We start from the raw sequence: 13670 nt of genomic DNA, 5'->3' as shown, positions 1-13670 counted from the left end.
AATTACGGCTCTACGACGCCGCGAATATTCCAGTTGATACTGATCTGAGACCGGTCGCTGAGCGGCAGCCAGTCATTGTCGGACGCGTCAAATAACCAGTCCCCGTTTTCAACGGCTGGGCCGGGGTCGCAACCTATGCTGCGGGTGTCCTGTGTATGGCCGACTTTGACCGCAAGCCACAGATCGTCATTGGTAATAGCTACAGGGCTGGTGAGAATATGTTTATTCCACGAATTGGCCTTTAACTCACTGGTGGAGGCTGTAGAATAAACCTGCTCAGCAGGCGCATTGCTGTCCGATTTTTTATAAACTTTGATCGTACAAGAGGAGGGCACTTCCCGGATATAGTAATAAATCTCTATCAGCTTTCTTCCCTGAAGATCGCTGAGATCCGAAGAAGGAATACGTATCGCCGCTTCAAAATTTCCCGAAGGGAGATTGGGCGCATCCTGATTTCTTCCGTCGTAGTTGAGTGATACCTGCGGGGAAATAATTTGAGGTTCCCCGGAAATATCGTCCGGATTGCAACCTGTGGTAAGGAGAAACAGAGCGAGAGTTGTAAGCGTAATCAGCGCGGAATATCTTGACATAATCAGGTTCGTTTTCATGTGTAAAACTACACCGCTAAATTACGCCATTCCCGGTAAGGATTCAATGCTGCTGCAACACGAACGATAAGTGAAACGGCACGGAAGAAAGTCAGAAGCAGTTACCTGGCATTATCCAGCTCCGCCTTGAGACTGTCGAGCAGGGCAATTTTATGGTTGTAGTTTTCTATGAGTGTTTGTACTACCATATTCTCCAGGCCATTTTTCTTCAGGGATAATTTTTCGGCAATGATTTGTTGATCGATTTGCTTTAATTTATCCATGTATTCGGCGGTAAATGGGTATTGTTTGAGGTCGTAGGTTTCGATAACATCCATCCGCTCCTGAAGTTCGTGTGAGTAATGGGCATCCACCTCCTGAAGTTCTGGAAATCCGGTTTCCATTCTTTGGATACCATTGAGGAGGGAAGAAGTATAAGCATTGGGCCTGTTGGGGTCTGCGAGAAGATTTGCCCAGATATAGCCGATACCGGCAAGCATCATTATTACTGCAGCCGCTTTCCATAAGGGAGAGTCGAACAGGTTTCTTTTTTTCCGCTTTACATTATTACGGGTGAGATCTTTTTCGATTCGAGCCCACACTTTGTCCCCGGGAATATCCCTGTCAATGTCGTCGCGGTGGTCGTTTATATATTTTTCTATGTTTTTCCACATGATGTTTGTCCGATTTTAGTCTGCTACCTGAGTGCCGGAGAAAGCGATTCCTGTAATAATTTTTTTGCTCTGTGAAACTGAGATTTTGAAGTTGAGACGGAGACATTCAGGATTTCACTGATTTCCTGATGGTCATAACCTTCCAGTTGGTAAAGGGTGAAAATCACCCGGCAACCTTCCGGCAGGTTTTTGATGGCCTGGTAAATCTGTTGGCTGTCCAGATCGACCAATCCCCCCGACCTGTCTTCCTCTGTATCCTCATCCACAATGTTTTCTTCCAGCGGTTCCGAAAAGAGCTTTCTCTTGTTTAAAATACTCAGACATTTATTGACCACAATCCGCTTGAGCCATGCCCCGAAAGATGATCTTCCTTCAAAGGTGTGGATATTGCTGAATGCGCTCACAAATGCCTCCTGCAATGCATCCTCCGCCAAATCTCTGTCTCCGAGGATACGGGTGCAGATATTGTACATGGCTTTGGTGTACAACTTATACAGTTTGAACTGGGCCTTTCGGTCCCCGTCCTTACAGGCCTCAATGAGGTCCTCGTGAATATTTATGTATGTTGCGCTCAACTAGTACTTCTTACAACGTAAAGACATCATGCAGATTCCTGGGTTGGAATTTGTGAAAAAAAAATCACAAATCATTTAACCCTAGTGATTTCACCATTTTATAGAATATTTCTGTATTCTCATAAATTCCGCTAAATGCTTCTGCACCAGGTCCAAAGGCAAATACCGGGACCATTTCGGCTGTATGGCCGGTTGTGGTGTATCCTGTTTTTAGTCTTCCTTTCCGCATGGCAGAACCTGCATTTATTCCCAGTCCGCCGGTTTCATGGTCTGCGGTGATAACCACCAGCGTGTGGCGGTCTTTTTCGGCAAAATCAAGCACTTTGCCAATGGCCTCATCGAAGTCAAGCATTTCTTCTACCGTATAATCTGTATTATTGGCATGGCCACCCCAGTCAATCTGCGAACCCTCTACCATCATAAAAAAGCCTTTTTCGCTTCGTTTTTGCAGAAAGTCTATCGAAAACTTCGTTGCCTCCGGCAGATAATCCCGCCCCTGACTTTTGGGTAAAGGTTTATCCGCCGCAGTAAAATAGGCGAGTTTTTTTCCGGGAGGAATCCGCAAATCATCAAGTGGAGTGGTCTGATTGTAAATGATATAACCCTTTTCCCGCAGCCCATAAAACAGATTATTACCGTCTCTTCTTTTCTCAAAATAGTTTTGACCGCCGCCAATAAATAAATCTATGTCTGTCTTCAAAAAGTCTGCTGCAATTTCCTCATACATATTTCTGCTGGGCTGATGCGCAATAAAACATGCGGGAGTCGCGTGGGTGATTTCGGACGTAACCACCATGCCTGTAGCCAAACCTGCCCTTGAAGCCAGTTCCAAAATGGTAGGAACCGGGATCGAATCCGGCCCTACTCCAACAGCGCCATTATAGGTTTTTTTTCCCGAGGCAAAGGCTGTAGCGCCCGCAGCAGAATCTGTAATCAAATCACTGGCCGAATGCGTTTTGCTAAGCCCTACATATGTACACCGTTCAATATTGAGTTTGTTGAAGTTGCTATACATACCCGCCGTAACCTGGGCAATTCCCATCCCATCGCCGACCATAAAGATTATATTTCGGGCCTTGCCATGGAATTTGGCAGAAGACTCTGTAGTTTCGGCCACCGGGCGGCAGGCTGAAAGAAAAGCGAGGATAAACAGTACTCGGGTTATTTTCATGAAACAGTCTGGTTCTTCAATCAATTGCCCAATTTCCCAAAAAAATCCGGGAAAACCATTCTGCTGTTTCTTATTCATTTTCTTTTGTAAAAAACAAAAAAGATCCATCCATTCACTCCCTGAAAAAGATGTCATGAACTGTACTGACTTTTCAATCAACACGATTTCTGGTTCAATAGAAATTTATTTTCCGTCCATACGCACGATTTTCGGTTGGAATGTTCCGACGATTTCTACCAGGTCTTGTTGAAAAGCCATCACCTGCCGGATGTCTTTGTAGGCCATCGGTGCTTCATCAAGGTCTCCTCCGATCAGCGTTACTTTATGCTCTTTGAGAACTTTGTCCAACGCGTGGCGGGTGATGCTGTTAAATGCTTTTTGCCGGGAAAACAACCTTCCCGCACCGTGAGATGCCGAGTTGATCGAACGGATATTTCCTTTCCCACGCACAATGTACCCTGGCGCTGTCATCGATCCCGGAATAATTCCCAACACCCCTTTTCCGGCTGGTGTGGCACCTTTTCGATGCACAATCACTTCCGTATGATCTTCCAGCGTTTCTTTCCAGGCAAAGTTGTGGTGGTTTTCGACCATAAATACAGGCTTTTCTCCAATCGCTTTGCTCAGGCGGTGGTGAATATGGTGATGGCAGGCAGAAGCATAATCGCCCGCAAGGTTCATCGCCAGCCAGTATTCCTGTCCTTCTTCCGAATCGAGATCCAGCCACGCCAAATGCCGGGCTTCTTTTGGCAGCCGGGTCCGGTCCATCGCCACTTTGGTATAATGGTTGGCAATGCCCGCACCCATTCCACGGGAACCGGAGTGCGATAAAATGCCCAGATAGGTATCGGGGCTGATTCCCCATTCATTTTCAGGATCGGAGATTTCTACCAGGCCAAACTCTACGAAGTGGTTTCCACTACCGGAAGAACCGATTTGTTTCCACGCTTTATCTTTCAGCGTTTTTACAAGCGGGATATCGTTGAACTCGTTTCTTTCCAACACAGGGTCATCCATCGGGTCTTTTGGCCCATGGCCTGCCCCAAAGACTGTATTTGCAATCAGTTCACGTTTCAGCAGGCTGTGGTGTTTTTCAAGGTAAGAACCTTTCAGGTTGTAGACAGTCAGACACATTCTGCACCCGATATCCACGCCCACGGCGTAGGGAATGATGGCATTCTGCGTAGCGAGCACGCCGCCAATGGGCAGGCCATAGCCCTGATGTGCGTCAGGCATAAGTGCCCCCATTTTAGATACAGGCAGGCGCGCAGCCAGTCGCATCTGGGACAAAGCGCCTGCTTCAATAGCTTCTTCTCCGTAGATTTTGTAAGGTACGGTTTGTGGCAAAAGTTCCGGATATTTCGGCGCATTCGGGTCGGGCGTTTCGGGCAAAAGCTCCCGTACGATCCCGCCGAGCAGATTATGTTTGCGGTATTTTTCAGGTTCCCGGAGGACATCCTGCAAAAGTTCCATTTTAAACTCGCGCCCTTTTTTCTGATAATGTTCCTGCTCCATCGCTTCCAGGGCAACTTTCAGCGCCTCTCCCGGTTCATATCCCAGCCTCAGCAAGTGTTTCTTTTTAATCTTGGCCATATTTTATGATTTTTCAATCGTGCAGAGAAATAGTCCTGGCGTATTTATACATCTGTTTATTGTCTTTTTAGCAATAGATTAAGCCATATACAAAAATGGTTTCCAGTCTTCATTGACTTTTCCCGAAAACCGGCTCAGATACATAATGAAGCTGGGCCTGAAGGGGGTAAATGGCAACGCAAGGCCTGATTTTTCCAGAGAAAGATCTCCTTTGCCGGCATTACAACGTACGCAGGCAGTTACGAGGTTTTTCCAGGTCGTATGACCTCCCCTTGCACGAGGAATAACGTGATCAAGGGTCAACTGCTTTCGGCTTCCACAATATACGCACTGATAGCCATCCCGGCGAAATACATTCTCGCGTGTCAGGGCTACCTGCCGGTATGGGAGGCGGACAAAACTGTTGAGCCGGATCACTGAAGGAAACTGAATCTCCAGATTTACGGAGCGGATTCGCTTTTCAGCGATATCTGCTACTAATTCGGCTTTTTTTAACAGAATCAGGACGACGGCCTTTTCGGAATTGCAGACGGAAATTGCCTGGTAGTCCTGATTTAATACCAGTACCTGAGTCATATTAGAGATATTAATCGTGAATGTTTTAATCGTTGTTGGTTTTGGACAAAAAAAAAGTGCCGGAAATCTCCGGCACAGGTATTTACTAATCACAACTCAAATCATATTCATATCAAAGGAACAGAACCACTGGTTTCTCAGCTGGCTTGTCCGGGCTGAATTTCCCTTCCGATTTTTTCGACGGCTATTTTAGCCTCTTTCAGGCGGCAATCAGTGTATTCCATAAATAACCGGATGGCAGCGATTTTCCCCTTATAGGTCAGGGTTGCGATGATTTCCTGTTCCATCTCCGGCATGAGTGCTTTGCTATTCAACTTTTCCATGACGCTATACAGATAATAGGTTTTCAAACATTCTTACAGGTAGTCCCATCAGTTACTTATTATACGTATCGAATCCCTTAAAGGGATGCCGGATCAAAAAATAGAGTGCAGAGAGGGATTCGAACCCCCGGAGTACTGATCTGCAATCAGGTGCATTAGACCGCTCTGCCATCTGCACAGTTACTATGAATTAAACGCAATTTAAATGCCTTTTCTTATCGGATTTTGCCTGATTAGACCCAATGGTAGATACCGGCGCATAACGGGTGAATTTCCCCAACTGGATGGTCAAAAAATACAGGCAAATTGATTCGAAAATTGAAAAATTCATTTAATTATTTTTTCCGAAAATATCACAGATAGACTTTTCTTTGAAAAAAAATTCCATAAAAAGTCTTTTTTGTTTTGTGGAACCGGACGGATTTGAACCATCATCTCCCGGGCTTCAACCGGGCGCTTTACCAGTAAAGCTTCAGTTCCAATAAAAAAATATTCGGGGCAACAAGCGAAGAGAGTGCGTTATTTTCACTTTGCATATGAAGTAACTCTTTTCTACGGCACCCGAAGTGTTGTGGAACCGGACGGATTTGAACCATCATCTCCCGGGGTTCAACCGGGCGCTTTACCAGTAAAGCTTCAGTTCCAATAAAAAATATTCGGGGCAACAAGCGAAGAGAGTACATTATTTTCGCTAATAGTATGGTATGAAGTAACTCTCTTCTACGGCACCCGAAGTTTTGTGCCTAAACCATGATTTCAAAAATCTTTTCCGCATTACCGGAAATTCTATTCTTTTGAGTGTGAATGCCGGGAGTTCTCACTCCCGACGATTACACCCCTCAAATAACTTTTATACTTCTACCTGCTCAATCTCAGAGATGGCATCGCTTCCTTCTTCTATGGCGCTGAGCATATCAAATATTTTGTCAGACCAGCCACTGAGATAGGTGATATTTCCCGGGCCTGTTTCAACCGGGGTTGTGCCATACCCAGCCAGATCAAACATGTAGAGTTTTGCGTGTGGAGCTATTTTTTTATACCTAAACCAGTACGTCGAGATATCCATATTGCCTGAATAATTTGTGAGCCAGAACTGTAAGTCTGAGAAGATCATGATCTTGTCCACGATTATCCCGGTCTCAATCAGATTCTGTATCACCAGATGCCCGTTGGTTGCGTGTCCGACGTAGATCGACTTCAGATTCTCTACTGCTTCGAGAATATTGTCAGAGACCTCGTCAATGACCTTATAAGTCTCTCCAAACAGGCCGATTCTGACTTCTTTGCATTTTGATTTCAGAAGCAGGGATAAAACCAAACCCACATCCTGATAAGAGATCATGCTCTTTTGGGAAAGCGGAGTCATCATCGAAGCGGAAAGATCTGTCGCTACCAATACGCTTGTATTTTGATCAAACCCTGAGATTCTTGCTGCCGAATGCTTTACCGCTGTTTCCAGCGCTTCCAGCATTTTTTCAGTATGTGGTGATTGCAGCTCCCCTATTTCCCTGTAAGCGGCTACAAACCGGAAAGGAAACTGCCTGGAACGCACCACTTCTTCAGGGTCCGCTATCCGGCGGGCGATGATATCAACAACTTCCTGCGAAATCTGATGGTTTGCTATATTCCGAAGGTTACGCAAGAGTGCCATATATCCCATTTTCCCGCTTTTTACCAGTTCTTCCCATACTTCGCTTTTGTCCAAACCCTCCTGTTGCCCGGCCATCGAAAGCGCAGTTTCCCAGGTATAAGGTACGTCCAACGTTTTGGAAACAATTTTGTCAAACAACACCTGTTGTGCCTGATCTTTGGCTTTGGGATGTGTCAGAAACAGCGCATCCCGCAATTTTACCTCATTGGCCCGGTTGTATTTGGCAAACTGATATTCATTAAACCTGTTGAATGCATCTCCGATTCCCAACTGTAACTGTTTGGATAAACCGCTGAGTTTTTTTGATTTGGTGCGCGGATTGGTTTGCTGATAATATGCCAGTATTTCTGTGATTTCGTCTGCCCGCTGGATGACTTTCCTGACTGTGCGACGAACCAGGTTGTCTCCTTTGTGGTATTTGGCCAGTTCTACTGCCAACACCAGCGGCGTAGTTCTCAGATTCATAGAAGTACGGGCATACACTGCGAGTTGTGCAACAAAAAGCGCATCTTTTTCTGCCAATATTTCTACCAGCTTGCATATCCTCGACAATCTTTTGTCATCTTTTTCATAGAATGCATCACTCAGGAAGGACGCTACAACTGCAGAATACAATTCCAACTTTGCGTTGACCTTGAAAGCCTTAGCCCCCTCGTGATTCGTCGTTTTATTTGGGTTTTGAACCCTGTTATTAAATTTCATGACATTATATATTTTTGTCAGATAGTTAATATAATTTTGTGCGGGCTCACCTGAGCGACCCATTATGCAATAAGATTCCGGCTGATTCTAAGATCAGTTTTCGTTGAGGGGGGAAAATTCAGGCATAAAAAAACCCGAATCTGAGCGATTCGGGTGTGTTTCACAGAGCGTTGAAGCTCTATTGAACAAAAGTAACACACCCAAATATTCGAGGATCATTCCATGCACAGGTCTCGTTGACCAGTTGGCTAAAGCCCGGCACGAAACGATATGTAAAGTTAAATTTTTGCATGAAATAGATTTTAATTGTTTAGTGAGTCAAACGCAGATGTTTAATTTTGGATTCATGATTTTGTATGAACGGTCGTTATGATTGTATGAATGGTTATTTCCGGCGTTTGAATGGTTTGTTTTTCGGGTGGAATGGAAATTGAATTTTGAGACTTGGATTTGTACCTTTGTATTGTAAATGGTGATTTATACATAGCTTACCGAAAAAATATGTTATTCCGGATCGGCCAAAAAGTAAGACTTCTGCATCAGACAGGAGAAGGTGTTGTAACGGCACTGATAGATAAAGATCATATTGAAGTGGATATGGGGGATAGCTTCGCCATAGACATGCATGTGAGTGAAGTGGTACCGGTGGATAGCGCGGAACCCGAATTTGCAGACAGCCGGAAGAAAGGCGATGTTGTTCCTGCCATTCGCCGCACGTTTGATCCGTCCATGGTAGATCTCAGTATGGTTGTCATCCGCAAGGATGATAAAAACCTGGAGTTTATCCTTGCCAATCCGGAGCCTGTGGAAATACTTTTTACCTGCTATCAGCAATCATTAAAAAACTATACAGGTATAGCTTCAGGACAGGTGGAAAGCGGAAATTATATTTCGCTGTTTGTAATGCCAAAGGATCAGGCCATTCAAATGAAAGGCATCTATTTCCAGCTTTTGGCTTTTTCTCCCGGAAAAGGATACCCACATACTCTTGAAACCGTAGAATATCCCTGGTCCAGGGGAAGCATTGCCCAACCTTCCCGGCATATTCCCGCTTTCAAAAATGATGGATGGATATTTTCGCTCCGCGAAAATCAGCTGAAAAAAGATGTGGAAGCGATCGCTGACAGTGAGTTTGTAAGAATCAAAAGAACAGAAAACCCCAAAAAACGCGCCGAAGCGGAGGTCGATTTGCATATAGAAACGCTGGTGAAAAATCCATTCGAACTCGCACCCTCCGAAATGCTCCAATATCAGCTCAAACATCTCGAAAAAACGCTATCTACCGCACTCACAGAAAACTACGCATCTCTGGTCATTATCCACGGAGTAGGGGAGGGCAAACTGCGAAAGGCTGTGAAAGACCTGCTTAGCAAAACTCCGCATATCAAAAATTTTGAATCGGCAGATCCTGTCCGGTATGGCAACGGCGCGACAAAAGTAACGTTTAAATAAAGTCATGCGGCATATGATTCGGTGTTTTACCTGGCTGTTTATCTGCTGTATTCCTTTCTCTGTTTTTGCGCAATATGAAACAGACAGCCTTCAGGTTGATTATATTTACGTTGAAAAACCTCCGGTACCACAGGCAGAAGGTTCTTCTCAAACTGAAACAGGGAAAGATTTTCTCCGAAAAAGAGTGTTGCTCCGGCTCGATTTGCGCGATCAGACCAATCTTCCCCTGTACCAACTGGCTATCCCTGAGATTTCCGGGCAGGGAATTGTGCCTGCGCTGATTTATGGATTAAGGCTTGGCCGGATCAAAGGTCTTCACCCTTCCGATTTGAGGCAGTCTTTTGATTATTTTGATCTGGTCTATCATTTAATCAATCTGGACGGTGTACAGCCGGGAGGAAGGATTGACAGTATCAGTCTGGATGATGTGGGTACAGAATGGACCTATCAGTATCTCGATATCATCGCAGATGAAGGATTTTCACCGGATAATTCCCTCAGTTTTTTTCGCATTCAGTATATCCGGTTATTATACTTCAACCCCCACACTCCTTCCGGAGCTAAAATCGTCTCGGTTTTGCCCTATGATACGGTTTCTGCTTTTCTGGACAACTATTATTGCGGCGTGGAGGGGAGTGAAATGAATGTTTCAGTACGGAGTTTTTTTGATTTGAAAATGTTCCGTGCCGCAGAGGTTAGCATTCCACATGATCCTGCATCTCCCATACCGCTAAAGCTTCCGCAAACCCCCCGAATCCGGAATATTGATTTGTGGAAAAATTGAGGATTGCTCTTCCTGTTGAAATTGGTACAATCGCAATCACTTTTGGCGGTATGATTCGATAAATAATATGGTATTGAAAATGTTTTACCTTGACCGGGGCGACACGGATGTCATCGTATCGTATCTGGTACATTTGGGGGTTGAGTTCTAACGCTTCTATTTTATCCCAAACTGCTTCCAAAATGTCAGAACCTTCCCCGGATTTTCGTTTTTCATGATAAGTATAGATTTCATCAATGGATTCTCGAAAGGTATCGCGAATTTCGACAGAATAACTCATTTAGATATCAGATTATCGAGGTGTTTTCTGAATTCTTCTTTCGTATAGGTTTTACCTTCACCTTTCGCGTGCCTTTCTTCGATAGCGGTGATTCTATTCTTTAACTCTTCGGTCATTACAAAATCATCCGTCAATTCAGATTCCTGCACTTCATTGGCCATAAGCTGACTTAGCGCAGCCAGAATTTTAGCCTTTAAGGAAAAAGGAAGAGGGATGAATAACGATAATATTTTTTGCTCAACTGTTGACATATTTCAAGTTAATACTTACTGTTTATTTTTACACAGTTTGCACAAAAAAAGTTGTGTTTTCCCACCTCCTTCAACAAGGAAATCAGGGCATCGTAGAACTAATGCAATATTTTTTTATTCTATAATACCTCGGGAAATTCAGCCCAAAAGCTAAAGTGGCCAAACCGAAAATCCCCATCCCCGCCCCAAAACCTGATCTCATATCCAGCCATAACAAAACTTCCCCATGTAACGATATCGCCTTTATGCTGTTTTATATGCACATGCTGCTGGTTACCTTTGAATCTCAGGTAATTCAACGATTATGAAAATTTCTGTTATTGTCCCCTTTCTTTTGAGCTTTCTGGTTTACTCACCTCTTTATGCACAGCGTGATTCGCTCCGTACAGTAAACCTTGTATTTAAGGATTCGCCCAAAGATCTTAAAGAAAATGTACTACTCATTCCCCGATTTGATCTGATGGACCCGGAAGAAGGGGAAACCGGTAGTCGGCGTACATTTATCGTAGAAGCCAACAAAGCCGCTAAAAGGGCCAATTCGTCCCTCAAGGAGACGGTTGACAAAAGTTATACCTTCGAATATAAACTCGTAAGCCTGAGCGATGTGGAAGCGCTCGGAGACGAAGGTTACCGCTATTACCTCGATATGGTGCTAATGCCCAAACAAATGGAAGTGGTGAAAAAGGAAGCTATGCGCCCTTCTTTTATAAAATTCAAAACTGCAAATAAGATGTATAACAATCGTTATTTGCAGTTTCACTATTATTTTTATGTTCGCGATCTCCAGACAGATGACGCTTATGTTTCAACCCGGCTACGCGGAAATGAAGATGTCTATATCGGCATAAAAAAATTCCTGACTCAGGTATCGAAAGATCTTTCTGTTTATTGAGCAGAAATTGCCGCTGTAATGGCAGCTTGCGGGTTGATCACTTTTCCGATTCTTTCCGAGTCATTGACTACCGTACCGGTTTCATTCAGTATGCGGTAAATGTCGTCAGTCGTCAGTTTGGGGTTCAGTGAACGCATGATTCCAACCAATCCGGAAACAATAGGCGTAGCCATGGAGGTACCGTTGTAAGACTGATACTGACTTCCGGGAACGGAGGAAAGTATATTGACACCCGGTGCGGCGATGGGCATTTTCAGGCTTGTATTCGTATTGGAGAATACTGCTTTCCCAAAATTTTCATCAACTGCGGATACGACGATTACGCCTTCGATATTGGCGGGAGAATAACGTTTTGCGTCATCATTGCTGTTGCCGGCAGCAACTACAACTACTGCGCCGAGTTTTCGCGCATATTTAATAGCGTCTACCTGTGCTTTGGGTGCTCCAAAGGGTGAAAATCCGCCGAGAGACATGGATATGACATCCGCACCGCCTTCGGCTGCGTCGATAATCGCTTTGGCGACTTTCTTGTCTGTCCCCCGTCCCTGGTCATCCAATGCAGGGTAACCTGACAGCGTGATAAATTCGCCATCCCAGTTAAGTGATCCAACGCCTTTGCCGTTGTTGGTAGCTGCGCCTGCAAGGCCTGCACAATGCGTACCGTGGCTGTGTTTATCGTTGTCACCCGCTCCCCCGCTTTTTTGATAAACTCCTGAAATATCTTCATGGCCGTTGTCCACACCTGTATCGACAATGGCGACTTTTACTTTTTTGGCGGGCTTATGCTCTTTCAAAAACTGGTAAACACTATTATAATTGAGTTTGTCGGCATACCACTGGTTGGCGAGATAAGGGTCATCTGCCAGAAACTTTACGGGCGTTTTAGGATCAGCGCCTTTAACTGGCTGAACGATTGAAATGGGGTGGTTGATATCAAATTGATCCACATTTTCCGGGTCATTTTCCAGCTCCATCATCAATGGATCTCTGCGGGAGACATCAACATAGACAGAATAATATTGCGCCAGGTCTTCATCTTCGGAGAGATCTACATTGGGAAAAGCGCGCTCTGCTTTGGCTCCGTATTTTTTCAATATAGGCTGTATTTCCGCCAATTGGTCATCCGGCCCCAATTCTACCAGCAGTTCAATGGTATTTTTATCCGGACTGATACTGCCGGTAAAAGAATCTATACAAAAATTGAAAAGGGAAGTAACACCGCCAAATACGATGGCGAGAAGCCCGGGTACAAAAAAGAGTTGTGCTCTTTCACGGTTAATGGCCAGATAACCTGCTGCCAGGGTCATTCCAATCCCAAAATCCAGCAGAAGATTAGAGAGCCTTCCCATAATAGAAAAACTTCCATGTATAAACTGGAAGGAAATGGCAAATAGAATCAGAAGAAATGCCCAAAGTGGCTGAAAATCTTTTCCATTGGCTTTGCGGACGATCCCGCGACCAAATACAAAAAAGGCCAGCACAGAGAAGGCAATTCCGAACAAGTGATGCGAGATGGTTCCGGACATAATATTATTAGATTAACTCAATCTTTTGAATATCAACATTGGTTCCCCACATGTAAATGCTGAAAGCCTGGGATGGGCTTACTTTTGCTTTAATCCGGACACCTTCTGTGTGAAAGCCTGACGGCAGGGAACTTCCAGGGTTGTAGTTTTGGCCGTCATCCCCAAGGATGCCCCAAAAGCCACCTGAGAGATTGATAAAGGTGATTTTTCCGGTTATCTGCATAGTTCACTTTATAACATGTCCTCTCTTGTACGACAAAAGCGTTGTGGTGTTTCACTCCAGGTATTTTGGCTTTTCCAGAAGTGCGTCAATAATATAGGCTCTTTTGAAGTCGCTTTTCGATTTGAATATACGGGGTTTGGGCTTTTTGTTGTTGGAAAACTTCTGAATTTCCAGCCCTTCCTTCATTACTTTAGCAATTTTTTCAATGGAGTCCATCTCGCCGGCACGACTTCCGGGCAGAAAGGCTTCCTCATGGTTCTTTTGCTCTGCCATTCGTGGCATGTTTTGAACTCCGCCATAATTGTTATCTTTGAAACCGAATTTGGTCCAAAGGTGTCTGAAATACAGAAACAGGAGGAAGGCGCCAATGGTCAGAATCAGGATTAGGAATACTTTCATAGGATTAAATT

The 13670-nt window shown here is 44.5% G+C and carries 15 protein-coding genes and 3 tRNA genes; 3 read left to right on the top strand and 15 right to left on the bottom strand.

Going from position 1 to position 13670, the window contains the following annotated elements; translation table 11 throughout:
- Nucleotides 1-2: 2 nt before the first annotated feature.
- From R3D00_23160 to R3D00_23110, 11 genes are all read right to left on the bottom strand, one after another.
- A complete protein-coding gene (locus R3D00_23160; GenBank protein ID MEZ4776092.1) occupies nt 3-590 on the bottom strand; it encodes a hypothetical protein in 588 nt (195 codons plus the stop codon).
- A 119-nt stretch (nt 591-709) separates the two neighbouring features.
- Entirely contained in the window at nt 710-1261 is a 552-nt protein-coding gene (locus tag R3D00_23155) for a hypothetical protein (protein MEZ4776091.1), read from the bottom strand.
- Nucleotides 1262-1284: 23 nt separating this feature from the next.
- The gene (locus R3D00_23150; GenBank protein MEZ4776090.1) at nt 1285-1836 is read right to left on the bottom strand and encodes an RNA polymerase sigma factor; all 552 of its coding nucleotides are present in this window, start codon (nt 1834-1836) and stop codon (nt 1285-1287) included.
- A 64-nt stretch (nt 1837-1900) separates the two neighbouring features.
- Nucleotides 1901-3007 (bottom strand): alkaline phosphatase, encoded by a 1107-nt coding sequence (locus R3D00_23145; protein ID MEZ4776089.1) that lies wholly within the window; start codon nt 3005-3007, stop codon nt 1901-1903.
- 183 nt (nt 3008-3190) lie between these two features.
- The gene (locus R3D00_23140; GenBank protein ID MEZ4776088.1) at nt 3191-4600 is read right to left on the bottom strand and encodes an RtcB family protein; all 1410 of its coding nucleotides are present in this window, start codon (nt 4598-4600) and stop codon (nt 3191-3193) included.
- Between the two features lie 78 nt (nt 4601-4678).
- A complete protein-coding gene (locus R3D00_23135; GenBank protein MEZ4776087.1) occupies nt 4679-5176 on the bottom strand; it encodes an HNH endonuclease in 498 nt (165 codons plus the stop codon).
- A 137-nt stretch (nt 5177-5313) separates the two neighbouring features.
- Nucleotides 5314-5499, bottom strand: coding sequence for a hypothetical protein (locus R3D00_23130; protein ID MEZ4776086.1), 186 nt, complete (start codon nt 5497-5499; stop codon nt 5314-5316).
- 104 nt (nt 5500-5603) lie between these two features.
- Nucleotides 5604-5677, bottom strand: a tRNA-Cys gene (locus R3D00_23125).
- Nucleotides 5678-5907: 230 nt separating this feature from the next.
- Nucleotides 5908-5979, bottom strand: a tRNA-Phe gene (locus R3D00_23120).
- A gap of 92 nt (nt 5980-6071) precedes the next feature.
- A tRNA-Phe gene (locus R3D00_23115) sits at nt 6072-6143 on the bottom strand.
- Between the two features lie 206 nt (nt 6144-6349).
- Entirely contained in the window at nt 6350-7852 is a 1503-nt protein-coding gene (locus R3D00_23110) for a TROVE domain-containing protein (GenBank protein MEZ4776085.1), read from the bottom strand.
- A gap of 501 nt (nt 7853-8353) precedes the next feature.
- Here R3D00_23110 and R3D00_23105 point away from each other — a divergent pair.
- Nucleotides 8354-9304: a Smr/MutS family protein gene (locus R3D00_23105; protein ID MEZ4776084.1), complete on the top strand. Its 951-nt coding sequence runs from the start codon at nt 8354-8356 to the stop codon at nt 9302-9304.
- Nucleotides 9305-9317: 13 nt separating this feature from the next.
- Nucleotides 9318-10088, top strand: coding sequence for a hypothetical protein (locus tag R3D00_23100; protein MEZ4776083.1), 771 nt, complete (start codon nt 9318-9320; stop codon nt 10086-10088).
- Between the two features lie 276 nt (nt 10089-10364).
- Here R3D00_23100 and R3D00_23095 read toward each other — a convergent pair whose 3' ends face one another.
- Nucleotides 10365-10619 (bottom strand): hypothetical protein, encoded by a 255-nt coding sequence (locus R3D00_23095; GenBank protein MEZ4776082.1) that lies wholly within the window; start codon nt 10617-10619, stop codon nt 10365-10367.
- Between the two features lie 304 nt (nt 10620-10923).
- Here R3D00_23095 and R3D00_23090 point away from each other — a divergent pair, with 304 nt between their 5' ends.
- Nucleotides 10924-11511, top strand: a complete 588-nt coding sequence (locus tag R3D00_23090; protein ID MEZ4776081.1) for a hypothetical protein — start codon at nt 10924-10926, stop codon at nt 11509-11511.
- Here the strand turns inward: R3D00_23090 and R3D00_23085 are convergent.
- The 3 genes from R3D00_23085 to R3D00_23075 are packed head-to-tail and all read right to left on the bottom strand — an operon-like array spanning nt 11505 to nt 13659.
- The gene (locus tag R3D00_23085) at nt 11505-13037 is read right to left on the bottom strand and encodes a S8 family serine peptidase (protein MEZ4776080.1); all 1533 of its coding nucleotides are present in this window, start codon (nt 13035-13037) and stop codon (nt 11505-11507) included. The two genes, R3D00_23090 and R3D00_23085, sit on opposite strands and share 7 nt — an antisense overlap.
- A 7-nt stretch (nt 13038-13044) precedes the next feature.
- Complete coding sequence (locus tag R3D00_23080) at nt 13045-13260, bottom strand: hypothetical protein (GenBank protein ID MEZ4776079.1); 216 nt, start codon at nt 13258-13260, stop codon at nt 13045-13047.
- Between the two features lie 51 nt (nt 13261-13311).
- Nucleotides 13312-13659 (bottom strand): hypothetical protein, encoded by a 348-nt coding sequence (locus R3D00_23075; protein MEZ4776078.1) that lies wholly within the window; start codon nt 13657-13659, stop codon nt 13312-13314.
- Nucleotides 13660-13670 lie beyond the last annotated feature (11 nt).

The organism is Bacteroidia bacterium (assembly GCA_041391665.1).
Taxonomy (GTDB): Bacteria; Bacteroidota; Bacteroidia; order J057; family J057; genus JAGQVA01.
This window is presented reverse-complemented; position numbering and strand designations above follow the sequence as displayed.